At 74.8% G+C, this 23,214-nt stretch carries 21 protein-coding genes; 10 read left to right on the forward strand and 11 right to left on the reverse strand.

The genetic code is table 11. From position 1 onward, the window contains the following. The first annotated feature begins 90 nt into the window (after positions 1-90). Together ACSNN8_RS03400 and ACSNN8_RS03405 are read left to right on the forward strand one after the other, a co-directional pair. Positions 91-4,269, forward strand: coding sequence for a DNA/RNA non-specific endonuclease (locus ACSNN8_RS03400; RefSeq protein WP_436646906.1), 4,179 nt, complete (start codon positions 91-93; stop codon positions 4,267-4,269). Further along, positions 4,266-4,814 (forward strand): SMI1/KNR4 family protein, encoded by a 549-nt coding sequence (locus ACSNN8_RS03405; RefSeq protein ID WP_436646907.1) that lies wholly within the window; start codon positions 4,266-4,268, stop codon positions 4,812-4,814. Before ACSNN8_RS03400 ends, ACSNN8_RS03405 begins: the two co-directional genes overlap by 4 nt. A 50-nt stretch (positions 4,815-4,864) precedes the next feature. Here the strand turns inward: ACSNN8_RS03405 and ACSNN8_RS03410 are convergent, their stop codons facing one another. From ACSNN8_RS03410 to ACSNN8_RS03435, 6 genes are all read right to left on the reverse strand, one after another. After that, positions 4,865-6,088, reverse strand: coding sequence for a vanadium-dependent haloperoxidase (locus ACSNN8_RS03410; protein WP_436646908.1), 1,224 nt, complete (start codon positions 6,086-6,088; stop codon positions 4,865-4,867). 135 nt (positions 6,089-6,223) lie between these two features. Further along, on the reverse strand, positions 6,224-8,338 hold the full coding sequence (locus tag ACSNN8_RS03415; protein ID WP_436646909.1) for an EAL domain-containing protein: 2,115 nt from the start codon (positions 8,336-8,338) through the stop codon (positions 6,224-6,226). A gap of 123 nt (positions 8,339-8,461) precedes the next feature. Then, complete coding sequence (locus ACSNN8_RS03420) at positions 8,462-9,238, reverse strand: endonuclease/exonuclease/phosphatase family protein (RefSeq protein ID WP_436646910.1); 777 nt, start codon at positions 9,236-9,238, stop codon at positions 8,462-8,464. Continuing rightward, positions 9,235-10,713, reverse strand: a complete 1,479-nt coding sequence (locus tag ACSNN8_RS03425) for a phosphatase PAP2 family protein (protein ID WP_436646911.1) — start codon at positions 10,711-10,713, stop codon at positions 9,235-9,237. The genes ACSNN8_RS03420 and ACSNN8_RS03425 overlap by 4 nt, the downstream gene beginning before the upstream one ends. Before the next feature lie 37 nt (positions 10,714-10,750). After that, positions 10,751-11,746: a YihY/virulence factor BrkB family protein gene (locus tag ACSNN8_RS03430; protein WP_436646912.1), complete on the reverse strand. Its 996-nt coding sequence runs from the start codon at positions 11,744-11,746 to the stop codon at positions 10,751-10,753. Beyond that, entirely contained in the window at positions 11,739-12,704 is a 966-nt protein-coding gene (locus ACSNN8_RS03435; protein WP_436646913.1) for a diacylglycerol/lipid kinase family protein, read from the reverse strand. The genes ACSNN8_RS03430 and ACSNN8_RS03435 overlap by 8 nt, the downstream gene beginning before the upstream one ends. Before the next feature lie 45 nt (positions 12,705-12,749). On the opposite strand from ACSNN8_RS03435, the gene ACSNN8_RS03440 reads away from it, so the two are divergent. The 6 genes from ACSNN8_RS03440 to ACSNN8_RS03465 all read left to right on the forward strand — a co-directional run bounded on the left by ACSNN8_RS03440 (position 12,750) and on the right by ACSNN8_RS03465 (position 16,999). Continuing rightward, the gene (locus tag ACSNN8_RS03440; RefSeq protein WP_436646914.1) at positions 12,750-13,253 is read left to right on the forward strand and encodes a DUF1990 family protein; all 504 of its coding nucleotides are present in this window, start codon (positions 12,750-12,752) and stop codon (positions 13,251-13,253) included. Further along, positions 13,250-14,026 (forward strand): MBL fold metallo-hydrolase, encoded by a 777-nt coding sequence (locus tag ACSNN8_RS03445; protein ID WP_436646915.1) that lies wholly within the window; start codon positions 13,250-13,252, stop codon positions 14,024-14,026. The genes ACSNN8_RS03440 and ACSNN8_RS03445 overlap by 4 nt, the downstream gene beginning before the upstream one ends. Continuing rightward, positions 14,023-14,616, forward strand: a complete 594-nt coding sequence (locus ACSNN8_RS03450; RefSeq protein WP_436646916.1) for a DedA family protein — start codon at positions 14,023-14,025, stop codon at positions 14,614-14,616. The genes ACSNN8_RS03445 and ACSNN8_RS03450 overlap by 4 nt, the downstream gene beginning before the upstream one ends. 130 nt (positions 14,617-14,746) lie before the next feature. Next, a complete protein-coding gene (locus tag ACSNN8_RS03455; RefSeq protein ID WP_436646917.1) occupies positions 14,747-15,133 on the forward strand; it encodes a hypothetical protein in 387 nt (128 codons plus the stop codon). A gap of 45 nt (positions 15,134-15,178) precedes the next feature. Beyond that, a complete protein-coding gene (locus tag ACSNN8_RS03460; protein ID WP_436646918.1) occupies positions 15,179-16,099 on the forward strand; it encodes a hypothetical protein in 921 nt (306 codons plus the stop codon). A gap of 9 nt (positions 16,100-16,108) precedes the next feature. Continuing rightward, positions 16,109-16,999, forward strand: a complete 891-nt coding sequence (locus ACSNN8_RS03465) for an NAD(P)/FAD-dependent oxidoreductase (RefSeq protein WP_436646919.1) — start codon at positions 16,109-16,111, stop codon at positions 16,997-16,999. Between the two features lie 11 nt (positions 17,000-17,010). Here ACSNN8_RS03465 and ACSNN8_RS03470 read toward each other — a convergent pair whose 3' ends face one another. Continuing rightward, a complete protein-coding gene (locus ACSNN8_RS03470; protein ID WP_436646920.1) occupies positions 17,011-17,598 on the reverse strand; it encodes a GNAT family N-acetyltransferase in 588 nt (195 codons plus the stop codon). Positions 17,599-17,615: 17 nt separating this feature from the next. On the opposite strand from ACSNN8_RS03470, the gene ACSNN8_RS03475 reads away from it, so the two are divergent. Next, on the forward strand, positions 17,616-18,113 hold the full coding sequence (locus tag ACSNN8_RS03475; RefSeq protein ID WP_436646921.1) for a DinB family protein: 498 nt from the start codon (positions 17,616-17,618) through the stop codon (positions 18,111-18,113). Here ACSNN8_RS03475 and ACSNN8_RS03480 read toward each other — a convergent pair. Beyond that, positions 18,110-19,129: a hypothetical protein gene (locus ACSNN8_RS03480; protein WP_436646922.1), complete on the reverse strand. Its 1,020-nt coding sequence runs from the start codon at positions 19,127-19,129 to the stop codon at positions 18,110-18,112. The genes ACSNN8_RS03475 and ACSNN8_RS03480 overlap by 4 nt on opposite strands. A 137-nt stretch (positions 19,130-19,266) precedes the next feature. Here ACSNN8_RS03480 and ACSNN8_RS03485 point away from each other — a divergent pair, with 137 nt between their 5' ends. After that, complete coding sequence (locus ACSNN8_RS03485; protein ID WP_436646923.1) at positions 19,267-20,217, forward strand: serine hydrolase; 951 nt, start codon at positions 19,267-19,269, stop codon at positions 20,215-20,217. Between the two features lie 43 nt (positions 20,218-20,260). On the opposite strand, the gene ACSNN8_RS03490 is transcribed toward ACSNN8_RS03485, so the two are convergent. The 3 genes from ACSNN8_RS03490 to ACSNN8_RS03500 all read right to left on the reverse strand — a co-directional run bounded on the left by ACSNN8_RS03490 (position 20,261) and on the right by ACSNN8_RS03500 (position 23,209). Continuing rightward, positions 20,261-21,292: a S1 family peptidase gene (locus tag ACSNN8_RS03490; protein WP_436646924.1), complete on the reverse strand. Its 1,032-nt coding sequence runs from the start codon at positions 21,290-21,292 to the stop codon at positions 20,261-20,263. Positions 21,293-21,452: 160 nt separating this feature from the next. After that, positions 21,453-22,718, reverse strand: a complete 1,266-nt coding sequence (locus ACSNN8_RS03495) for an FAD/NAD(P)-binding protein (RefSeq protein ID WP_436646925.1) — start codon at positions 22,716-22,718, stop codon at positions 21,453-21,455. Then, positions 22,715-23,209, reverse strand: coding sequence for a winged helix-turn-helix domain-containing protein (locus ACSNN8_RS03500; RefSeq protein WP_436646926.1), 495 nt, complete (start codon positions 23,207-23,209; stop codon positions 22,715-22,717). Before ACSNN8_RS03500 ends, ACSNN8_RS03495 begins: the two co-directional genes overlap by 4 nt. Between the last annotated feature and the right edge of the window lie 5 nt (positions 23,210-23,214).

Raw genomic sequence — 23,214 nt, forward strand, 5'->3', positions numbered from 1 at the left:
GTTTGAATGTCGCCTGCCGCGTCACGGCCTTTCGGCCGCGGGGGCGCGGAGACGCACACGGGGGATGGACAAATGCATATGCGTAGACGGGTGCCTGCTGCCCTGCTGCGGAGACTTCTGCTGGCTTCGCTGGCCGCGCTGCTGGTCGGCACGGGACTGCACGCGCCGCCCGCCTCGGCGGCGCCGCCGCGGGCGCCGGGCCGCGTGCTGCTCGCCGAGGACGACCCGGTTCCGGTCCCGCCGCTGGTCACCGGGACCTGGGACGGCAAGACCGGCATCGACACGTCGAACGAGCGGTGGCGCAAGGCCGTCTCCGACGTCGCCGAGCTGTCGCCCTATCAGGAGGTCCGCGACGCGGCGCTGGCCGCGCTGGCGACCGGCGACCCCAAGGCGGTCCTGCAGTTCGCGACGGTCACCAAGCCGCAGCTCGAGAAGCAGGTCGACGCGCGCAAGAAGCAGGAGGCCGCGGACAACCTCGCCAAGATCAAGGCGATGGCCGGCACCGGCGGCCAGTACTTCAACGACGAGGTGCAGCGGGTGCTCAAGGGCACCGACGGCGACCGCGAGGCGTTCCTGGCCTACGGCGCCGACGTCGCCCGGGCCCGCGACCAGAAGATCGCCGCGAACGCCCAGGAACGGGCCACCCAGCTGCGCGACCGGCTGCGGGTGCTGGTCGCCGGCGCGGCCGCCGGATCCCAGCTCAAGGCCGCCGCCGAGCAGGCACTGGCCGGCGACGACGCCGCGGTGGCCGCCTTCTGGAGCACCGGCTACCTGGCCGCCGCCAAGGCCGACGCCGCGGCGCGCGAGCAGTACCTCAAGGATCTCGAGGCCCGCAACAAGGCCGCCGAGGACCTCTCCGAGCTGGCGCAGCGGGCCAAGCGGGCCTCGGAGGCGCGGACCCGGATGCTTGCCGCGCACGGCGAGGCGGTCCGGGCGCTGCAGCGGTCGGCCAACGCGATGGGCGGCGCGGCCAACGCCGCCCGGCACGCCGAGCGGGTGCTCGCCGGGGCCGGCACGGCGGCGAGCAAGACCGCCGAGCTGAACGCCGCGAAGGCGCAGACCGCCAACCAGGTGCTCGCCGCCCGGCAGGCCGCCGAGCAGGCCCGGACCTCGGCGGCGATCGCCGACACGGCCTCCAACGACCTGATCGACACCGGCCTCACCTACGGGGCCGAGTGGTCGCTGATCGTCGACGGGATGAGCGAGGCCGCCGCGGCCGCGGTGGGCGCCTCGACGACGGCGGCCAGTGCCGTGGATGCCACGATCGCCACGAACAACGCGCAGGGCGCCCAGGCCCAGGCCGAGGCGCACGCCAAGCAGGCCGAGCAGTGGCGCAAGCTGGCGCAGGAGCACGCCGCGACCGCCAAGAAGCTCGCCGCCGCGGCCGAGCGCCAGGCCGCCGCCGCCAAGACCGCCGCCGCGCGCACCAAGGTGGCTCGTCAGCAGGCCGAGGCCGCCGAGGCCAAGGCGGAGGCCGCCGCCGCGCGGGCGCGCCAGCACCGGCAGACCGCCGAGGCCGAGGCCGAGAACGCCCGCCAGGCCCGGATCGTGGCCGAGCGGGAGCGGGCGAACGCCGCCGCGGCCCGGCAGCGGGCCGAGGAGCAGGCCGCGGTGGCCCGCTCGGCCCGCGGCAACGCCGACGCCCAGGCCGCGATCGCGGCCGGCGCCCGCCAGCGGTCCGACGCGGCCGCCGGCGCCGCCAACGCCGCCCGCGACCGGGCGTGGGACCAGGAGAACCTGGCCGGCGAGGCGCGCGACTCGGCGCTGCAGGCCGAACGCGACGAGCAGACCGCCAAGGCGAAGGCGGCCGCGCTGCGCGCCAACGCCGCCGCGCAGGCCAGCGGGGCGGAACGCGACGAGGCCCAGCGGCAGGCCGACGAGGCCGACCGCGACGCCGGTGTGGCCGGCACCGCCGCCCGGTCGGCGCGGGCCTCGGCCAACCAGGCCACCGGCGCGGCGGCCAACGCCCGCGCCGCCGCCAACCAGGCCGACCAGGCCGCCGAGCGGGCGTGGGCCGCGGCCGAGCAGGCCCAGGCCGCCGCCGCCCGCGCGGACGCGGCCGCCGACGCGGCCGAGGCCGACGCCCGGGCGGCCCACTCCGCCCGGATGCGGGCCGAGGCCCGGGCGGCCGAGGCGACCCGTCAGGAGATCAAGGCGGCGGAGGCGGCCAGGGCCGCGGTGCGGCTCGCCGAGCAGGCCGCCGACGAGGCCGTGGAGTCGCTGTGGGCGGCCAACCGCACCCGCGACGAGGCGCTGGCGGCCACCACCGAGGCGGTGGCCGCGGCGGCCCAGGCCGAGATCGCGGTGACCGCCGCGGCGGCGGCCCGGCAGTCGGCCTCCGGCCTGGCCGAGCCGGCCAACGACGCGCTGGGCATGGTCTCCCCGTTCACCGGGTCCGACATCGACGCGGACTTCGTGGCGCAGGTGGCCGAGCAGGCCAAGACCATCGGCGAGGAGCAGGCCGCGGCGGCCGAGCAGCGCGCCGCCGAGGCGCTGCTCGCCGCGCAGAAGGCCCAGGACGCCGCCGACCGGGCCAACGACCAGGTCAAGCCGGCCTACGACGCGGCCGCCCAGGCCGCCTCGTCCGCGTCGGCCGCGGCCAAGTCGGCCGCCGAGGCCAAGAAGGCCGCCGCGCAGGCGGCGGCGGACGGCGCCGCGGCCCGCACCGCGGCGGCCAACGCGGCCAAGGCCGACGAGCAGGCCAGGGCGGACGCCGCCGCCGCGCGGCAGGCCGCGAACGAGGCAGCCAACGACGCGGCCATCGCGGGCCGCAGCGCCGAGGCGGCGCAGAAGGACGCCGACGCGGCCAACAGCGCGGCCAGCGCGGCCGAGGCCGACGCCGCGGCCGCCCGCAAGTCGGCCGACAGCGCCGAGGCCGACGCCGCGGCCGCCCGGACCAGCGCCGACCAGGCCCAGAAGTACGCCGACGACGCCAAGGTGGCCGCCGCCACCGCGTTCCAGGAGGCGGCCGAGGCCCAGCAGGCGTACGAGCGCACCGAGGCGGCCGAGCGGGCCCGCGCCGAGAAGGAGATGGCCGAGAGCCTCGACGGCGACCCGACCACGCCCGAGGAGGAGCAGGAGATCCTGGCCGGGCTGAGCCCCGAGGATCAGGAGCTCTACAAGCAGATGAAGGCCGAGGGCGACCAGAACATCCTCGACTTCATCAAGGCCAACGCCGGCGACCTGGTGCTGAGCCTGCTGGGGCTCGACGACATCAAGGGCTGCTTCGTCGACGGCAACATCAGCGCCTGCCTGTGGACGCTGGTCAACTTCATCCCGGTCGGCAAGCTGCTCGGCTCGGGCGCCAAGCTGGTCAAGCAGCTCGCCGAGCTGCTGCCCAAGGCCAAGAAGTTCATCGAGGGCATCAAGGCGGCCAAGAACAAGCTGGCCGACCTCAAGCTGCTGGCCCGCCGCGGCTGCAAGGGCAACAGCTTCCTGCCCGGCACCCGGGTGCTGCTGGCCGGCGGCGGCACGAAACCCATCGAGCAGGTCCGGATCGGCGACCGGGTGCTGGCCACCGACCCGGTGGCCGGGCGCACCGCAGGCGAGCCGGTCACCGACACCATCCGCGGCTACGGCGAGAAGAAGCTCGTCGACGTCACCATCGACGTCGACGGCAGCCGCGGCCACCGGACCGCGACGGTCACGGCCACCGGCAACCACCCGTTCTGGGTGCCGGCGCTGTCCCAGTGGGTCGAGGCGGGCAACCTCTCGGTGCATCAGTGGCTGCGCACCTCGGCCGGCACGCGGGTGCAGATCTCGGCCGTCCGGCCGCACACCGCGACCGCCACGGTCCACAACCTGACCGTCGCCGAGATCCACACCTTCTACGTGGTGGCCGGTGGCACGCCGGTCCTCGTCCACAACTGCCCCTACGGGGAGCTGGACGAGCACGGCCGCGCCACGGCCATGTCCACCACGATCGACCCGAGCATGCTCGGCGGCAAGACCAAGAAGCCCTCGTTCAACCCGGCCGGCTGGGAGAAGGACAAGGGCTACAACCGGTCCCACCTGCTCGGCGCCCAGCTCGGCGGCTCCAACACCGACCGGCGCAACTTCGTGACGATGTACCAGTACGCCAACACCCCGGTCATGCGCGACATCGAGGGCCGCGTCCGCGAAGCCGTCGAGAAGGGCGAGCTGGTCCAGTACGAGGTCACGCCCATCTATCGTGGGTCCGACCCGATCCCGCTGGGCGTGACCATCCGGGCGAACGGCAACAAGGGATTCGAGATCTTCCAGACGATCGTGAACAGGAAGGGCCCATGAGCGCGGACGTCGACGAGCTGCAGCGTCTCGTACCTCCCCCGCCCCGCGGCGACCGGCCGTCGCCCGACTGGGCCGAGGTGTCGGCCCGGCTGGGCACCGAGGTGCCCGCCGACTACGTCGAGCTGGTCGAGACGTACGGCGGCGGCCAGTTCGACGACTACCTGTACCTGCTGACGCCGTTCGCCGCCAACGACTCGTACGACATGGTGCGCGAGGCCTGGGTGCGCGCCGAGGCGTTCGAGCTGCTGTGGTCGGGCAGCGAGCCGCGACCGCCCTTCCTGGACACGCCGGGGCAGCGTCTGCTGCCCTGGGCGTCCGGCGAGAACGGCGAGTTCTGCTACTGGCTGGTCACCCCCGGCGTCGAGCCGGACCGCTGGCCGGTGGTGGTCAACGCGGGCCGCGGCCCCGAGTGGGAGCACTTCGAGCTGGGCTGCGCCGCGTTCCTGCTGGCCGTCCTGCGCCGCCGGGTCGACTCGGAGATCCTCATGGACGAGGACTTCCCGGCGGACCCGCACTCGTTCCGGCCGCTCGCCTCGTCCGGCTGAGCACCCGGCCGGGCCCGCGGTTCACCGCGGGCCCGGCGCGGAACGTCGGCTCAGCGCAGCACGTCCCGCTGGTGGGCGACCACGTGACGGGCGACGTCCAGGCCGAGACGAATGCCGGCCAGGTCGGCGCTGCGGGTGTGGATGCCCGACCACACGCGGGCGTCCACGTTCTCCACGCTGGGGCGGTGCCAGTCGGTGTAGGTGCGGGTCACGCCGGGCGCGGTGGGGCTGCCGATGGTGTACGGCCGGGCGACCGGGCCGGTCAGGGCGGTGAGCACGCCCTCGGCGAAGCCGGAGTACGTGTTGTGCCCGCTCGGGTAGTCGGGGTGTGCCGGGGTGTCGTGCAGCGGCAGCCAGGTGGTGTCGCCGGCGGCGCGGATCGCGGTGACCGGGCGCCAGCGCTGGTAGGCGTACTTGGCGTCGGACGTGGCGATCTGGGTGTCCACCGCCGCGACGTGGAACAGGGCGACGAGCCGGGTGCGCTCGGCGACCGAGCCGCGGGACTGGGCGACCCCGGCGCGCAGGATCGGCGTGTAGAGCGTCAGCGACGAGCCGAGCCAGAAGGTGGCGGTGTCGGTCTGCGCCTGGCTGCGGACCGTGCTGGTCGCCGAGCCGTACGCCCTGACCTCCGCCAGGTCGGCCGCGTAGCGCGGCGAGCCGACCGCCGGGGGCGCGGGGGGACGGAACTGCGCGACGGAGCGGAGCACGAACGGACGGGCGAGCCGGTTGCCGTACTGCGTGGCGGCGGCGTTCTGCGGCGGCGTGGGCTGCCAGACGCCGGGCGCGGGCGCCGGGACGGGGAACGGCGCGTTCACCGAGGCGGGGTCGAGGCCGTCGCCGGCGCGCTCGGTGAGCAGCCGGTCCGCCGCCGCACGACCCGCGGCCACGCCGTCGCGCACCGGCTTGCCGTCGGGCAAGGACCCGAGCTCGGCGGCGAGGGTGGCGTCGGCCGCGGCCCGCTGACCGGGGACGAGCGTGACGAGCGCCTGGTGCACCGCACCGGCGAGCGCGGCCCGCCGGCCGGGGGCCGAGGGCGTACGGGTCTGGGCGCGGGCGGCGGCCAGCCAGGCGACCGCCCAGGTGCGGCTGTTCGTGATCTGGGTCGGCGCGCCGCCGGCGGCGATCGCGGCGGCGGTCGTGTCGTACCAGGCGAGCACGGAGTCCGTGGCGGCCGGCGCGGCTGTGGCCGGCGCGGAGACGCCCAGTGCGGCGGCGGTCGCGGCGCCGAGCAGCGCCGCACCGGCCCGGGAGCGCACGGTGGCGGGGAAAGGCATCGAATAACCTCTCTCACAGATAGGAGATGTGCGTTATCCGCCAGCCTGCATCGATCCGCGTCACTGGGTCAACGAACGTGACGGGACCGTATCGAGTGTTTACCGCCGGCGCCCGGGCGCCGGCGGGTCGCGCGGTCAGGCGCCGCGCTGCAGGGGGAGGTCGTCGGCGCGGGTCATCAGCGTGCCGCGGTGCTCGTCGTCGCCGCGGACCAGGGCGGCGATCCGTTCGCAGACCTCGGGCGGCAGCGTGCTCAGCGTGGGCGCGGCCGGCTGCTGGGTGATGTAGCCCTGCACGTGGCGGATCCGCTGCTCGTAGATCTCGCGCAGCGTGAGCGGCGACTCGTTGTCCACGCCCTCGACGATGACCACCCGCGGAGGGTGGCCGGCGTAGCGGGCGGTGTCCATGACCAGCGACAGCTCCTTGGCCGCCAGCGGGTGGTGCAGGATGGCGCGGTCCACCTTGATCTGGGTGAGCGGCAGCTCGGCCATGCGCGACAATGACGCGTACCCCTCGCCGAAGTCGTCCACGGCGAACGCCACCCCGACGTCGCGGGCGATCGCGGCCAGGCGGTTGTGGAAGTACGCGTGCGGCGCCTCGGCCCATTGCTCGCCGCGGCGGGGCTCGATCGGGTCCTGCTCGGAGATCTCCAGCGTGACGGCTGCGGGGTCGAGGCCCAGCTCGGCGACGGTGGTGCGCAGCACCTCCACGTACGCGTCGCTCAGCAGCGAGCGGACGGCGACGTTGACCGACAGCGGCTTGGGCTCGCGCCACGGGCCCTCGGCGTGCGCCTGGGCATAGGCGGTGAGCGCCATCCGCAGGATCACCTTGTCGCGCTCGACCACGAAACGGTCGCCCCACACCTCGGCCAGCCGCAGCATGACCACGGGCGCGCGCTGGTCGGTGGGCGAGCGGCGGGCCAGCGCCTCGTAGCTGTGCACCTCGACCCGCCGGGCGGTCTTGCCCAGCGTGATGACCGGCTGGAACACCACGGAGTACGACGAGAGCACGCGCCGGTAGAGCTCGAAGCAGTGCTCGTAGAGCGGGCGGGGCAGCCGGCCGAACGCGCCGCGCAGCGCGGTCACGACCTCGATCTCGGCCTCGTCGGGTGACGCCGCGAAGTCCGTACGCCAGACGGTCTCCAGGATCTTGGCGAGCGGCTGGCCGAGGGTCAGCAGCGCGGGCGCGGGATCGACCACGGCGAGCAGCAGCGACCGGCCCTCGGCGTGCCGCAGCGGGACCGACAGCACCGTACGGCGGTCGTCGTGGGCGGTGTGCCCGAACCAGTCGGCGCCCGGCGGGAAGCGCAGCAGCGGCCGGATCTCGTCGAGGTCGAAGCGCTTGGTCGAGTCGATCGGCTGGAAGCTGCCCGCGGTGTATTCGAGCAGCGCGACGGAGTACGCCTCGGTGGCCGCCCGCACGTAGCCGACCCGGGAGGGCGCGGCCACCCCCGCGTCGGCGCGGTTGCCGGACGAGCGCGGGGCGGCGTGCCGGGGCATGCGGGCATTGCGGGACAGCCGCCCGATCAGGGCCAGGATGTCGCCCGCCTCGGGATCGAGCGGGTTCGCCAGCGGCACCAGCGCGGGCGCGGGCTCGCCGGCGGCGCCGGTCAGCGCCACGCCCGCGCCCCACGGCGGGCTCACCACCTGCGGCGAGAGGCCCTGCTCGCGGACGGCCGCGGTGAGCGCGCCGAACGTGACGTGCGGGTGGCGGCGCAGCGTCGCGAGCACGTGCGCGGTGAGCACGCCGTGCTGGATGACCGGGTTCTCCCGCGCGGCCGCGTCGGGCGCGCCGGACAGCAGGGCGCTGGAGCGGCGGCCGCCGTACGCGACGGTTCCCACGGCGTCGAGGACGAGCACCGCCGAGCCGGGGAAGAAGTCGAGCACGTCGCGCTCGAGGAACGACATCCGCAGCCCGCCGTCGGGATCGCCGGGCAGGGCCGCCTCGTCGAGGCCCGACGTGACCAGGTAGGTGTCGGCGCCGTGGCTCCAGGCGGGCGTCAGCGTGCTGCCCGCGAAATAGACGACCAGCAGGTCCGTGTTGCGGGCGCGCACGGCGAAGCGGCGCAGCGCCGACTTGACGGCGCCCGCGGTCGCCCGGGCGCCGGTGAGCAGCCGCGTCTGGAAGCCCTCGAGCGTCAGCTGCTCGTCGACGGCCTCGGCGTCGCGCTCGGCGAAGCGGTTGCCGGTCGCGCGCGTGCGGACGCCGGCGTCGTTGACGCCCACGAGCACCGCGAAGCGCTGACCTGCCATCGAACGCCTCCGGTTTCGAGCACCCCCGCAGCGGAGTGCTTCGGCTGTGCGGCGTCCGCTGATGATAGCGATCAGGCCGCGCCAAACAAATCGATCACCGTGGTGCCGCCGGGTATGCCCGGATCAGGCGAGGGACAATTCCACCCGTACCGGATAGTGGTCGGACGCGAACTCGGTCTCGTCGCCGCGCACGACCACCATGCCGGTGGCGCCCGCGGCGATCGCCGGGCTCGCCAGCACGTAGTCGAGCCGCATGCGGCTGAACTCGCGCCCGCCGCCCCGGGTGGTCGGCACCGTCAGCGGCGACCCCGAACCGGCCAGCTTCCACAGGTCGGTGTAGCCGCGGTCGAGGAACGCCGCGACCGCCCGGGTGTCGGCCGTCCCATCGGCGGCCAGGTGCCGGGCGCGCAGGAAGCCGGGCTGCGGGGCGAGCGTCCCGGTGTGGTCGGTGCCGGGGTCGAGCCCGTTGAGGTCGCCGGCGACCACCGTGGGCACCCGGTCGGGGCGGTAGCGCTCGGCCAGCCACACCGCCTCGCGCATCCGGCGGTAGGGCGAGAACGGGTTGAGGTGGGCGCTCACGACGCGCAGCGGCCCGGCGCCGGTGGCCACCGTGACGACGGCGGCCGCGTGGTGCAGCCGCCAGCGCACGGTGGCCCGGTCGGCGATCTCGAGAGGCGGGCGGACGAGCACCGCGACCGGCTGGCCCAGCAGCGAGCGCGACAGGTGCGGCACCATGCCGACCGCCTCGGCGAGCTCGCGCAGGATCCGGTCGTCGTCGCGCTCGAAGCCGCGCAGCTCCTGCAGCGCGAGCAGGTCGGGCCGCTCGCGCCGGATCACCGTCGCGATCGCGTCGAGCCGCCCGCCACCGCCGGTCTTGATGTTCCAGGTCATGAACCTCATGCCGCGACAGCCCTCCGGTCCTGCTCGTGAACGACGACGGCCGCCTCCTCGGCGGTCTCGGCGCGCTCGTTGGGGCGGATGATCAGATAGAGGGCGCCCACCCAGCAGAGCGTCAGCAGCGTGGCCCCCAGCACGTCGGTCGGGTGGTGCATGCCGCGATACATGCGCGAGAGCGCCACCAGGGCCGGCATCAGCACGGCGAGCGCGACGAACACCCAGCGCCACCACTGGCGCACGCGCGGCACGCAGATGATCGCGATCGCCGCCCAGAGGCACATGGTCGCCGCGATGTGCCCCGACGGGAACGACGAGGTCGGCATCTGTCCGTCCATCTGCTCGACCGCCGGGCGGGGGCGGCCCACCGCGGCGGCGGCGCAGAGGAACAGCGTGAGCTCGCCCATCATGGTCAGCACCAGGAACAGCACCGGCCGCCACTGCCGCCACAGCGCCAGCGCGATCGGGCAGAAGACCAGGCTGATCATCAGGATCGCGTGGGTGTCGCCGGCCTTGGAGGCCAGCCAGCTGAGGTGGTCGAGCCGCTCGGTGCGGAACGTCTGCAGCCAGCGGCACACGCCGTCGTCCAGCGAGCCGAACCGGGTGCCCTCCGTCCACTGCGTGAGGGCGTACCCGACGAAGTAGAGGATCCCGAACGTGAACACCCAGCCGACCAGGATCTCCGCGCCCTTGGCCCAGGGGTGGGGCAGCACCCGCTCCTCGGCGGGCGCGGGCACGAGGTCGTCGGCGGCCTCCGGGTCGAGCACGTCCGAGGGGGCGTCCGGGTGGCCGGCCTCGCGGCGCCACACCCGGAAGGCGTACGCGGTGACGCAGATCCACGCGAGGCCGAGCAGCCAGCCCGCCAGCACGTCGGAGAGGAAGTGCACGCCCAGCGCGATGCGGGTGAGCCCGACCGCGACGATCACGGCGCCCGCCGCCGAGAGGACCCAGCCGCGGTGCCGGCCCCGGGTGCCGGTGAGCAGCACGAGCGCCAGCATTCCGTACACGATCGTGGCGCCCAGCGTGTGGCCGCTCGGGAAGCTGTTGCCGCCGCCGTGCGCGATCGGGTCGGCGACCACCGGCCGCACCCGCCCGACCAGCGCCTTGAGCGCCGGGTCGAGGACCATCGCGCCCAGCCCGGTGACCGCCAGATAGATCGCCAGCCGCGGGAGGCGGCGGATCAGCAGCACCACGACGGCCATGACGACCAGCGGGATCAGCACGCCGCGGCCGCCGAGCGAGGTGATCGTGGTGAGCACCTTGACGGCCGCCGGGTGCGGGGCGACGAGGTCGTTGAGGCCGGCGGCGATCGACTCGTCCAGGCGGCGCAGCGGGCTCCAGTTGCCGCGGACCAGCAGCAGAAGCGTGCCGAAGGCCAGCCCGGCGAGCACGACCGCGACCAGCCCGGCGATGCTGCGCCCGGCGAAGTGCCGCAGGGGGGCCCAACCGGCGCGTTCCACCACGCGGTTGTCGTCGGTCACGTCAGGCTCCTCGGGGGTGTCGGGAATGTCCCGGCCCTTACCCGGTGGGCTCTTTCCGTACACCAGCCCGCGGCTGCGGCGGGGGCTCCCACCGGTCGGTCAGCGCCGGGCGGGGCAGGCCGACCCGGGCCGCCTCGAGCTGGGCGGCGAACGCGATGCCCAGGAACAGCGCGATGCCGGTCAGGTTGGCCCAGAGCAGCAGCGCCATGATCGCGGTGAGCGGACCGTACGTGGCGCCGAAGCCCCCGCTGAACCGCACGTAGCCGGCCAGCATGAGGCTGACCAGCCACCACAGCCCGGTCGCCACCACCGCGCCGAACAGCAGCCAGGACAGCCCGGGCTGGTGGCGGCGCGGCGAGTACTTGAACAGCAGGCCGACCGCGAAGACGATCAGCAGCAGGCTCAGCGGCCAGCGGACGAAGTCCCACGCCACGCGCAGGTCCTCCGCCCACGGCCAGTGCCGCACCGCGGCGTCGCCGAACGGCCGGCCCGCCACCAGCAGCAGGAACCCGACCAGCGCGGGCACGCCGGCGATCGCGGCCAGCACCGTGGCGCGCAGGTACTTCAGCGGCGCCGGGCGGTCGCGCTCGACGCCGTAGATCCGGTTGGCGCCCCGCTCGATCTGCGAGACGGCCGTGGTCAGCGCGGCCAGGCCGGTGATCAGGCCGAGGGTCAGCGCGACCTCGCCGGCGTCCGTGCTCTCCTCGGTGTCCTCGAGCAGCTCGCTGACGAGCGGGTCGCTGGCGCCCGGAGTCAGCTCGAGGATGGTCTCGGCCACCACCCGCCCGCCGTCCTCGGCGCCCAGATCGGCGGCGAGACCGGAGAGCGCGATCAGGAACGGCACGATCGCCAGGCAGAGCTGGAACGCGAACGCCCGCGCGTGGCTGAACCCGTCGCCGTAGCGGAACCGGATGAACGCGTCGCGCAGCAGCGGCCACCGCCCGTAGTGCCACAGGGCGTGAAACGCGTCGTCGGCCGAAAGCTCCTCCCCCTTCATGTCCCTGGTCTCGGGAACGGGTTCGGTACTACTCACGGGCGGCCTCGCGGATCTCCTCGGCCGCCTCGGCCGCGGGGCCGACGTCGTACGCCAGGTCGGGGTCGCCCGCCGGGCGCGGCACCATCAGCAGCAGCGCCGCCGGCTTGACGTGGATGTCCAGCTTGCGGCCCGGCTCGATGAGGTCGCCGTCGAGCTGGCGCGGCTGGATCGACCGCGACTGGATCACGACCCGGGAGGCGGTGTACGTCTCCATCAGCGGCACCCGCTTGTGCCGGCGGATCACGCCCCAGGCCAGCTCCGCCCAGTGCCGCAAGTTGTTCGGGCTCAGGATGGCGACGTCGAGCTTGCCGTCGGCCGGGTCGGCCTCGGTGAGCAGCCGCACCCCGCCCTGCAGGCGGCCGACGTTGCCGACGATCACCGTACGGGGGCGGCGCGGCATGGGGCTGCCGCCGTCCAGCACGATCCGGGCCCGCATCGGCCGGTCCCGCAGGTGCTTGAGCGCCCCGCCGACGTACGCGATCCAGCCGATCCGCTTCTTGGCCTGCTCCGAGGTGCCGGCCAGCATCTGCGCGTCGAAGCCCATGCCGGCCATCACGACGAAGCACTTGCCGTCGACCACGCCCACGTCGATGCGCTTGCGCCCGCCCTCGATCGCCACCTCCATGCCGGTGGCCGGGTCGGCGCCCAGCCCGAGGTTGGCGGCCAGCAGGTTGCCGGTGCCGGCGGGCAGCACGGCCATCGTCACGTCGGTGCCGGCCAGCGCGGACACCACCGCCATCACGGTGCCGTCGCCGCCGCACGCGAAGACCAGCTCGGCGCCGTCCTTGATCGCCTGCCTGGCCTGGCCCTCGCCGGGGTCCTCCGGGGACGTCTCGTACCAGGCCGGCTCGGGCCAGCCGACCTTGGCCACGCCTTCGCCGACGATGCGGCGCAGGAGGTCGACGTCGGGGACCTTGGCCGGATTGAACACCACGGCACTGCGAGGACCAGTCACGCCGACAGTGTGCCCAACGTTGGTTACGGCCGAAACTCGGGCACCATGGCTCACGTGAGTGAACTGACGTACTCCCCCGTGGGCGGGACCCGTACGGGAGTCAAGCCGCCCGGCTTCCGCCACCTCTACCACCGCACGCCGCTGGGCCGGGGCGAGGCGCTGTTCCGGCAGGCCGGAGAGCACGTCGTGAGCTTCCGGATGCACCGGTCGTTCACCACGCTGACCGGCGCCCCGCGCGCGGCGGAGGGCGAGCGGATCGTCGTCGCGCTCGGGCCGCTGCACGTGCCGTGCCAAATTGTGTGGACCTCGGACACGCCGTCCCTGATCGGTTTCGGGTACGGGACGCTGCCGGGCCACCAGGCGACCGGCGAGGAGGCGTTCATGGTGGAACGCGACGACCGCGACCGGGTGTGGTTCGTGGTGTCCGCGTACAGCCGTCCCGCCCGCTTCCCCATGAAGGCGCTCGGCCCGCTCTCGGTGATCTTCCAGCACGCGTACGCCCGGCTGTGCGGCCGCGCGCTGAAACGGCTCTGTACCGTGAAGTCGTGAGCACGACCTCGGTCACCTGGTGGGGCCACAGCACCGTGTGGCTGTCGGACTCCGGCACGACGCTGCTCACCGACCCGGTGCTCACCGACCGGGTCGCGCACCTGCGGCGCCAGGCCGGCTCCGCGCCCGAGCTGCCCGGCGTGCCCGACGCCGTGCTGCTGTCCCACCTGCACGCCGACCACTTCCACGTGGCCTCGCTGCGCAGGCTCGGCGGCGCGCCCCGGCTGATCGTCCCGCGCGGCGCGGCGGGGTTCGTCGGCCGGTGCCTGGGGGAAGAGGCCCTTTCCCGTACGGTCGAACTGGCGCCCGGCGACGAGACGAGCGTCGGCGCCGTCCGCGTCCGCGCGGTGCCCGCCGCGCACGACGGCTCCCGCGGCCCGTGGTCGCGCGAGCGGGCCGTCGCGATCGGCTTCGTGGTGGAGGGCGCGGCTCGCACCTGGTTCGCCGGCGACACCGGCCTGTTCGACCGGATGAGCGACCTGGCCCCGCTCGACCTGGCCCTGATCCCGGTCGGCGGGTGGGGTCCCACGCTCGGCGCCGAGCACCACCTCGACGCGGAGGCCGGCGCCGAGGCGCTGCGCCGCGCCAAGGCCGCCTGGGCTGTCCCGGTCCACTACGGCACGCTGTGGCCGATCGGCATGGCCCGCGTGCGCCCGCACATGTTCCACGACCCCGGCACGGAGTTCGCGCGCTTCGCCCAGCGCTCGGCCCCCGACTCGGTCGTCCGGGTGCTGGGCCACGGCGAGACGCTGACGATCGGGCCCACCGCGTGATCGCCACCCTCGGCGCGCTGGCCTGGCTGTTCGCTGTGGTGGCGTTCGGCGCCATCATCCCGGTGGTGCCCACCGGCGCCGCCGTCAGCGGCGCGGCGGCCCTGGCGTTCCACGAGCACCACCCGCTGACCATCCTGTTCACCGTCGCCGCGGGCGCCGCCGGGGCCTACGTGGGCGACCTGGTCATGTACGCGATGTGCCGGTTCGGCGGAGAGCAGCTCGCCCGGCGGCTGCGCTGGCTGCGCGACGAGGAACACCTGGCCGCCGTGAAAGAACGCCTGACCCGCAGCCAGATCCCCGTGCTGCTCGTCTCCCGGCTCATCCCCGGCGGACGCGTGCCGGTGCTGCTGGCGGCCGCCTTCCTGGGCATGCCGTGGCGCACGTTCGTGGTCGCCAACGCCCCCGCGTGCGCCCTGTGGTCCTGTGTGTACGCCGCGATCGGCGTAGCCGGCGGCTCCATCTTCCCCGAGCCGTGGCAGGGCGTGGTGGCCGCCGTGATCCTGATCCTGATCGTCAACCAGACCGTCTCGTGGATCACCAAGCGCCGCGAGGCCCGCGCCGCCGCCACCCAGTCCCCGTCCGAGGCCTGACCACCCCGCGGGTCGGTCCTCTCCGGGGACAGCCACTCGGCGATGGCGGGACCGCTGCCGGTGGTGATGTCCACAATGCGCTGACGGTCGGCGTACCTTGGCTCTCCCAGACATTTATTCGGGGGATGCCATGCCACACCTCAGCGTCCACGTGCTGGAGAGCGACCTCGCCGGCCGTGAGACGGCCCTGATCGAAAGCCTGACCGACGCCGTCGTCGCCGTCTACGGCGAGTGGGCCCGGAGCCTGACGGTCGTGCACCTGATCGGTCTGCCGCCCCACCGCTGGGGGATCGGCGGCGCGCCGGCGACGGCGCCCGCGCCGGCCGTCACGTTCGGCATCAAGGAGGGCGCGTTCCACCGCCCCGACTCCGAGGAGATCATCGCGCGCCTGGTGGCCGGGGTCACCGACGCCGTCGCCGGTGTCTTCGGCGAGCGCGTCCGCGCCGGCGTGACGGTCGAGCTCGTGGCGACCCTGCCGGGCCGCTCCGCCGTGGGCGGGGTGGTGGTCACGTCGTAGCGCCGCCTTAAGCTCCACGGGGCACGGGCGGACGGGGAGGCGACGGTGGCATTCGGACGTACGGTGTTGCGCCGGTCGGCCGGGGTGGGAGCGCTCGCGATCGTGCTCGCCTCGGCCGGCTCGGCGCCCATGCGGGCCGAGCCGGACGACGAGCTCGCCCTCTACCAGCAGTGCCTCACGGCAGCGCTGGAGATAGCGAAGCAGTACCGCGAGACGCCGGACGTGGGGTTCGCGGTGGCCTGCGAAGGGTTGGAGGGCATGGTGGTGGACCCCGACCAGGGGTGGCCACCCGAGCCGAGCGGGTCCGCGCCGAGCCGGCCGGCGCCGACCCCGGCGCTCACCGGGGGTCGCGCCGTCTGTGTCACCGGGCCCGGGCGGCCGGTGGTCGGCACGACGCTGACGAAGGTGTCCGCCAAGGCGCGGCCGGGTGAGCGGATCGTCTACGAGCTCCAGCCGCTCGACGGCAGCGAGACCCTAGGCTCGGACGGTTCGCCGGTCCTCGAGTTCGGTCCGGGCGACCTCGCGCCGGGCGGCAGCTACCGGTGGCGGGCCCGGGTCGACGACACCGCGGACCCGTCCGTCGTCAGCGACGACGAGGTCTGGTCGCGCTGGTGCGAGTTCACCGTGTCCGCCGACGCGGTCGACTACACCGGGCTGGGCGACGTCAGCCTGGAGGCGCTCACCGAGCTCGGGCTGCGCCCGGACCGGACGTACACGATCCGCCTGTCCGCCCGCCAGCAGCGCCTGCTGCGCGCCGGCACGAACATCGCCCGGACCGGCGCCCGGATGACGCTGACCGGTCCCCGGTGGACCGACCTGCTCGTCCAACTGACCGAATCGGCGTACGTCGCCGACGAGGTGGCGGCCGACACCGACTCGTCGTCGTCGGACGCGCCGGCCTACCGGGCGCTGGTGGACGCGCTCTCGGTCAAGCTGGGCGGCCCCCGCCACCCGCGGCTCGGATAGGGTCCGATCATGGACGTTGTCGTGGTGGGCGCCGGGATCGCCGGGCTCTCGTGTGCCCGGGCCCTGACCGACGGTGGCGCCCGCGTGCGCGTGGTGGAGCGCGGCCGGGTGGTCGGCGGCCGGCTGGCCAGCAAGCGCTACGACGGCCGGTACGCCGACATCGGCGCCGCGTACGTCGTCGCCGACGATCCGGGCTTCGCCGCGCAGCTCACGTCGTGGGAGTCCCGCGGGCTGGCCCGGCCGTGGACCGACACCCTGCTGGTGCACCCCGGCGGGAAGAAGACGACCGGGCCCGTACGGTGGGCGGCGCCCGGCGGGCTGCGGTCGCTGGCGGCCGACCTCGCCGACGGGCTCGACGTGCGGCTGTCGGCCCCGCTCGACGCGGTGCCCGCCGACGCGGACGCCGTCGTGCTGGCCATGCCGGGCCCGCAGGCGCTGCGGCTGGCACCGCCGCCGGGGATCGCCGCGGCGGCCGCCGGGCAGACCTGGAACCCGGTGATCGCCGCCGTCCTGACCTATCCGCGGCGGGAGTGGGGCGAGCTGCCCGGCATCTTCGTCAACGACCACCCCGTGCTCGCCACCGTCTGCGACGACGGCGACCGCCGCGGGGACGGCGCCCCGGTGCTGGTCGCGCACTCCACCGCCGCGCTGGCCGCGCGGTATCTGGACGACCCGGAGGCCGCCGGGCCGATCCTCGCCGGGGCCGTCGGGGAGCTGCTCGGCCTCTCCGCCCGGCCGGGGGTGCACCTGCACCGCTGGACCTTCGCCCAGCCCGAACCGGTCGACGCCCCGTACGCCGTCGACGGCCGCGTCTGGCTCTGCGGCGACGCCTTCGGCCGCCCGCGCGTGCAGACCGCCTGGCTCTCCGGCCGCGCCGTGGCGCAGGCCCTGCTGGGCTGAGCCCTCGAGCGCTACGCGGAGTCGCCGCGGATGCGGGCGTGCAGGTGCATGTCGTGGCGGCCGTCGGCGTGCACGGCCTCGCTGCGCTTGGTGCCCTCGAGCCGGAACCCGGCCTTGACCGCGACCCGGCAGGACGCGTCGTTGCGGGTCGAGTGGTTCAGGTCGAGGCGGTGCAGCCCGGCCTCGCCCAGCGCCCAGTCGCTGACGGCCACCAGCGCGCGGGGAGCCACACCCGCGCCCCGCGCCGCGGGCAGCATCCAGTAGGCGCACTCCGCGAGGCCGTCGGCCAGGTCGATCCCGGTGAGCGCCATCCGCCCGAGCACCTCGCCGCCGCGGGTCACCGCCCAGCTCGCGCCGTCCTCGCGCTGCCAGGACAGGCGGTAGTGCGCGAACGCCTCGCGCACCTGCTGCTCCGACGCGGGATGCCGGGTGTGCCAGCGCCGGATGGCCGGATCCCGGTACGCGGCGAAGAAGACCGGCGCGTCGGCATCCTCCCAGGCGCGCAGAACCAGCCCGCCCGGCGCGGTCAGGACCGGTTGGGGGTTCGCGGCGAGCGTGCCGGCGGGAACAGCGGGCGGGATGGAGAGCGGAAATTTCACGGGCCCATCATCGTCGGATGGACCATCCCCATCTGCACCCGCCCGAGCGGGAGACGCTGGAGCAGTTCCTCGAGGAGCATCGCGCGCTGGTGCGGGCGGCGCTCGACGGGCTGAGCGACGACGTGGCGGCCGCGCGGCTGCTGCCGGCCACCGACATGACGATCGGCGGCATCGTGAAGCACCTCGCGCACATGGAGGACCTCTGGTTCACCCACAAGCTGCTGGGCGAGGCCTTTCCGCCGCCGTGGGAGGCGGTGCGGGGCGACGAGACGTGGGCGTGGGAGTCGGCCGGCGCGGACACGGTGGCGTCGCTGCGCGAGCTGTACGAGGCGGCGTGCGCCCGCAGCCGGGCCGCGGTCGCGCGCTTCGACGACCTCGGCCACCGGGCGGCGCTGCCGTCGTTCGGCAAGGCGCCGGTCAGCCTGCGCTGGATGATCGTGCAGATGATCCGCGAGACCGCCCAGCACCGCGGCCACCTCGACCTGATGCTCGACGTGGTGCGCCGCGGGGCCTAGCGGGCGTCGTCGACCCGCTCCTCGCCGCGGCGCTTGAGCATCTTGAGGCCGGGCAGGCCCGCGATCGCCAGGTGCAGGTCCTCGGTGACCTCGAGCAGCTTGTGCAGGTCGGGGCCGACCCGGTCCAGCTTGCCGAGCAGCGGCATCACGTCGTCGACCAGGTGCGCCCGCAGCTGCGGCAGCTGGTCGATCATCCGGATGGCGGCCATGACCTCCTCGGGCGACAGCTCCTCGACGAACTTGCGCGCGAGCGGGGCGCCCTGCAGGAGCGTTTCCGAGTACGCCTCCAGCAGCCGGTTGGCCTCCGATGCCGCGGCCTCGGCCTGCCGGACGACCGTCTCCGCCCGCGTGCTGACCTTCGTGGCCTGCTCCACGACCCCCGCGGCCGCGTCCGAGACCCCCACCGCCCGCAGCACGACCGCGTCCGCCCGGCCGCTGACCTGCTCGGCGCTGCCGACCACCACGCCGGCCCGCCGGCTGACCTCCTCGGCGTTCCCCACCACGGCGCCGGCCCGGGTGCTGACCTCCTCGGCGTCCGCGACCACGGCGCCGGCCCGGCTGCTGACTTCCTCGGCGTCCGCGACCACGGCGCCCGCCCGGCGGCTGACCTCCTGCGCGTCGCCCACGACGGCGCCCGCGCGGCCGGTGATCTCCTCGGCGCCGGCCACCACCGCCGACGCCCGGCCGGTGATCTCCTCGGCGCCGCCGACGACCGTGCCGGCCCGGCTGCTGATCTCCACGGCCTGGCCCACCACGCCCGAGGCCGCCGACGCGATCGAGCGCGCCTCGGCCACCGTCGACTCCGCGGCCTCGACCACCGCGGTCACCCGCCGGATCAGCCCCTCGGCCTCGTCGGCGATCATGGTGACGCGGCTCACCAGCAGCTCGGTCTGGCCCAGCAGGCCGATCACGCGGACGGGGACAGTCGCCACGGCCGCCGCCGTCTCCACGACCTGACCGACGGCGTACCGGGTGAGCTCGGCGACCGCGGACGGGGACACCAACGGGAAGCGCATCCCACCATCATGCGCCAGGAACGCCCGTCCGGCCCGGCTCACCGCGGCGCGCGCGATTCACCCGTACGTCGATAGTCTTGGCCCATCGCGCCGGGGAACCACCCGAGGACACCCATGATCGGTCGCAACACGGCACTATGGCAGGCGTGCGAGGTAGGCGAAACTGGATCGTGGCCGTCGCGACGGCGGGAATCCTCGGTGGCGCGGGACTGGCCGGCGTGGGCGTGATGCGCGACGACCCGGGCGGCCGCGCGCTGCCGCTGGCCGGGGCGCTCAGCGACACCGCGGCTCAGGCGGCTCCCGTGCCGACCCGGGCCGCCCTGCCCTCCCCGACCGGGCCGAGCCCCGCGCAGCTGGCCGCGCAGGAGCGCGCCAAGCGGGTCAGGGCGCTCGACGCCGCGCTGAAGAAGTACGCCGCGACCGCCCCCGAGTTCTCGGTCGCCGTGCTCGACCGCCGCACCGGCCGGCGCTACTCGTTCCGGGGCGCCGAGCGGTACGAGACCGCGAGCGTCGTCAAGGTGCAGGTGCTCGCGTGCCTGCTGCTCACCGCGCAGGACGACCGCCGCGCGCTCACCGCCACCGAGCTGTCGCTGGCCAAGCGCATGATCCGGCTCAGCGACAACGACGCCACCACCTCCCTGTTCGCCCGCCTCGGCCGCGCGCCCGCCGTCGGCGCCTGCAACCGGCGGCTGGGCCTGACCCGGACCACTGTCAACAGCGCCTGGGGCCTGACCCGCACGACCGTCGACGACCAGGTGAAGCTGCTCGCCGAGCTGGTCGACACGTCCGGCCCGCTCACCGCCGCGTCGCGCAAGCTGGCGTACACCCTGATGAGCACCGTCGACACCAGCCAGGACTGGGGCGTGCCCGCCGTCGCGCGCACCGGCGAGCGGTTCACCGTCAAGAACGGCTGGCTGGCGCGCTCGACCGAGAACCATCGCTGGATCGTCAACTCGGTCGGCCGCGTCACCGGCCCGTCCACCGACGTCTCGATCGCCGTGCTCTCGCACGGCAACGCCTCGATGTCCGGCGGCATCACCGTCGTCCAGCGGGTCGCCGCCCTCACCCGCAAGCACCTGCAGTACTAGCGAAGGCCCCGCCGTCGCCGGCGGGGCCTCGCGCAGGGGCCGATCAGTAGACGCTGACGCCGTAGACGCTCAGCGGCTCGACGACCGGCTGGAAGTACGTGGTGCCGCCGGAGGTGCAGTTGCCGCTGCCGCCGGAGGTCAGGCCCAGGGCCGTCGTGCCGGAGTAGAGCGAGCCGCCGCTGTCGCCGGGCTGGGCGCAGACCGTGGTGCGGATCAGGCCGGAGACGGAGCCCTCGGCGTAGTTCACGGTGCTGTTGAGCGCGGTGACCCGGCCGGAGCGGATGCCGGTGGTGGAGCCGCGGCGGGTGACCGTGGCGCCGACGGCCGGGGTGCCGGCGGAGGTGATCTCCTGGGAGCCGACCGTGCCGCTCTTGGTGATCGTGGTATTGGTGTAGCGGACGATGCCGTAGTCGTTGCCGGGGAAGCTGGTGCCGGCGCGGGTTCCCAGCGTCGTCGAGCCGTTGGTCCACGTGCTCGCGATGTTGGTGCAGTGGCCCGCGGTCAGGAAGTAGTAGGTGCTGCCGGAGCGGACGTTGAAGCCGAGCGAGCAGCGGCTGCCGCCGGCGTAGATGGCGTCACCGCCGCTGATCTTCACGCTGAGCGTGCCGGGGGTCCGCTCGATGCGGGCGCTGTCGCCGAGCCGGGCGACCGTGGCCTCGACCGCGGCGAGCTTCGCGCCGGTGACCGAGTCGTCGACCTGCACCACGACCTGGTTGCTGACCGGGTCGATCGCGAACGCCGTGCCGGGCGTCTTCAGGGAGGTCTTGAGGGTGTTGTCCGCGGCGGCGAGCGTCGCGCCGCTGCGGGCGACGAAGCGGGCCTTGGCGCCGGCCGCCTGGACCGACTTGGCGGTGGCCGCGTCGGTGACGTTGACGACGACCTTGCCGGCGTCGTCGATGAAGGAGCCGGCGTCGTTGACGCCGAACTGGGCGTCCAGCTTGGTGGCGAGCGCCGACGGGGCGAACGAGGCGTCTCCGGGGGCCGCCGAGGCGGGTGAGGCGGCAGCGAGTCCGGTCCCGACGAGCATGCAGGCAGCAAGGCCGACGATCGGCCGGCGCAGCTTCCGGTTGAGCACGGGGGTCCTCCCAGGGGGTGGGGGTACGCCGGAACCGGCGTACCGCTTGCCCACGAAGTATTGAGAGTTCTCGATGCTCGTTCAAGGCTCGGCCATTCTTGCCACAAGCCGTTCACAATGGGTCTGAGCTGCGCGAACGGCTCACATAGCGCGAATCGTATTATCCAACCGGGATGGCGAGCCGGCGTGCCTGCGCGCGGATCTCGGGTACGGCCGTCGTCTCCCACCGCGCTCCCCGGCGCAGCGGCCCGATCAGCCAGCGGTCCGGCCGGACCCGCCCGTCGGCGCCGATCAGCCGGCCCGCCGCGTCGATGTCGAGCCCCAGCGCGTGCGGCCCCACCCGGGCCTGCCCCTCGTCGAGCAGGCTGCGCACGAACGACCCCGCCGCGGCGGGCAGCCGTCCGGGGCCGGCGCAGTTGACGACCGCGCCGAACCACTGCACGCCCGCCTCCAGCTCGACCAGCAGGCCGCCCGCGGGCGGCGCGGTCATCGAGCGGATGCCCCCGGCGCGCACCTCGAGCCGGCCCTCCTCGCGCAGCCGCGCCACGCGCGCGCCGACCGAGGGCGCCATGCGGTGCCGGTGGCACTCCCACGGGCGGGCCAGGTGGCGCAGGAACGCGTCCTGCTCGTCGGGCGTGAAGGCGGTCCACAGCTCGTCCAGGTACGGGCGCAGGCCGTCGACCACCGCGCGCCAGTCCCCCGCCCGGGCCGCCTCCGCGCGTACGGCCCGGACCACGTCGCGCAGCGTGGTGCAGTCGTTGAGCGCCGGCCCCACCGGCGGCGCGGCCACCGCGGTGTGGGTCAGCGGCAACTGACCCCGCCGGCTGACCGCGGTGATCGGCGCGTCCCGGTCGCGCTCGGTGAGCGTGAGCGCCACGTCGATCGCGGTCAGCCCCGCGCCGACCAGCAGCACCGGCACGTCCGACGGGATCGCCTCGAGCACGCCCTTGGCCCACGGGTCGGCGACGTAGTCGGGGTGGTCGGGCCGCGCGGCGGGCTGCGCGGGCGCCGGGTTGCCGGTCGCGACCACGACGCGGTCGGCGCGCACCTCCTGCCCGTCGGCGAGGCGCACGCCCTCGGCGGTCAGCCCGGCCGCGCGCGCCGGCCGCACCGTGAGCCGGTCGGCGTGCGCGGCCGCCGCCTCCTCGAAGACCGAGCGCAGGTAACGCCCGTACTCCAGGCGGGGCCGGAACTCGTCGGGCGAGCAGCCGGCCCAGCGCGCGAAGTGCCCCGGGTCGTCCGGGTCGGCGCTCATCGCCCCGGCCCGCGAGTTCAGCAGGTGCCAGGGCTGCGCCGACCCGTACGCCAGGCCGCCGCCGGGCTCGTCCGGCTCGATCAGCACCACCCGGTCGTCGGTGCCCCGCAGCAGCTCCCGGGCGGCCAGCACGCCGGCACAGCCACCCCCCACGACGGCGACGGTCGTCACCGCTCGACCACCGTCACGCACGCCTCGTCGGCCAGCCGGTAGCCCAGGCCGTAGACGGTGGTCACGACCTCCGGGTCGGCCAGCTTGGTGCGCAGCCGGCTGACGTGCACGTCGACCGTGCGGTTGGTGGTGTGGGTGTGCCCCCAGACCCGGCTCAGCAGCTGGCTGCGGCTGAACACCTGGCGCGGGTGCCGGGCGAGGAACAGCAGCAGGTCGAACTCGAGGCGGCTGAGCTCGAGCGGCCGGCCGTCGCGGACGGCCGTACGGGCTCCGGGGTCGAGGTGCAGCCCCCCGCCGGCCGGCTCCGGCTCGAGCGAGACCGTGGGCCCGGCCGCGTCGACGAGCTCGCGCAGCGCGGCGAAGACCCGGTCACGGCCGGCGCCGCTCCCCGCGATGCTGATGGTCACGGTGACCGGCGACTCGGGCACGTCCGGCACGGGGTGCAGCCGGCGTCGGGGTACGGGCGGGTGGGCGATGGCGAGCGCGGACATGGGGT

Source organism: Actinoplanes sp. URMC 104, assembly GCF_051386375.1.
In the GTDB taxonomy this organism is placed as follows: Bacteria; Actinomycetota; Actinomycetes; order Mycobacteriales; family Micromonosporaceae; genus Actinoplanes.

What these genes read in the sequence shown, in the direction of transcription:
- ACSNN8_RS03420 (WP_436646910.1), bottom strand. Translation starts at nt 9,238, where the DNA reads ATGAGGTTCATGACCTGGAACATCAAGACCGGCGGTGGCGGGCGGCTC.
- ACSNN8_RS03465 (WP_436646919.1), top strand. Translation starts at nt 16,109, where the DNA reads ATGGACGTTGTCGTGGTGGGCGCCGGGATCGCCGGGCTCTCGTGTGCC.
- ACSNN8_RS03485 (WP_436646923.1), top strand. Translation starts at nt 19,267, where the DNA reads ATGGCAGGCGTGCGAGGTAGGCGAAACTGGATCGTGGCCGTCGCGACG.
- ACSNN8_RS03480 (WP_436646922.1), bottom strand. Translation starts at nt 19,129, where the DNA reads ATGCGCTTCCCGTTGGTGTCCCCGTCCGCGGTCGCCGAGCTCACCCGG.
- ACSNN8_RS03440 (WP_436646914.1), top strand. Translation starts at nt 12,750, where the DNA reads ATGGCTCACGTGAGTGAACTGACGTACTCCCCCGTGGGCGGGACCCGT.
- ACSNN8_RS03405 (WP_436646907.1), top strand. Translation starts at nt 4,266, where the DNA reads ATGAGCGCGGACGTCGACGAGCTGCAGCGTCTCGTACCTCCCCCGCCC.
- ACSNN8_RS03500 (WP_436646926.1), bottom strand. Translation starts at nt 23,209, where the DNA reads ATGTCCGCGCTCGCCATCGCCCACCCGCCCGTACCCCGACGCCGGCTG.
- ACSNN8_RS03475 (WP_436646921.1), top strand. Translation starts at nt 17,616, where the DNA reads ATGGACCATCCCCATCTGCACCCGCCCGAGCGGGAGACGCTGGAGCAG.
- ACSNN8_RS03455 (WP_436646917.1), top strand. Translation starts at nt 14,747, where the DNA reads ATGCCACACCTCAGCGTCCACGTGCTGGAGAGCGACCTCGCCGGCCGT.
- ACSNN8_RS03410 (WP_436646908.1), bottom strand. Translation starts at nt 6,088, where the DNA reads ATGCCTTTCCCCGCCACCGTGCGCTCCCGGGCCGGTGCGGCGCTGCTC.
- ACSNN8_RS03415 (WP_436646909.1), bottom strand. Translation starts at nt 8,338, where the DNA reads ATGGCAGGTCAGCGCTTCGCGGTGCTCGTGGGCGTCAACGACGCCGGC.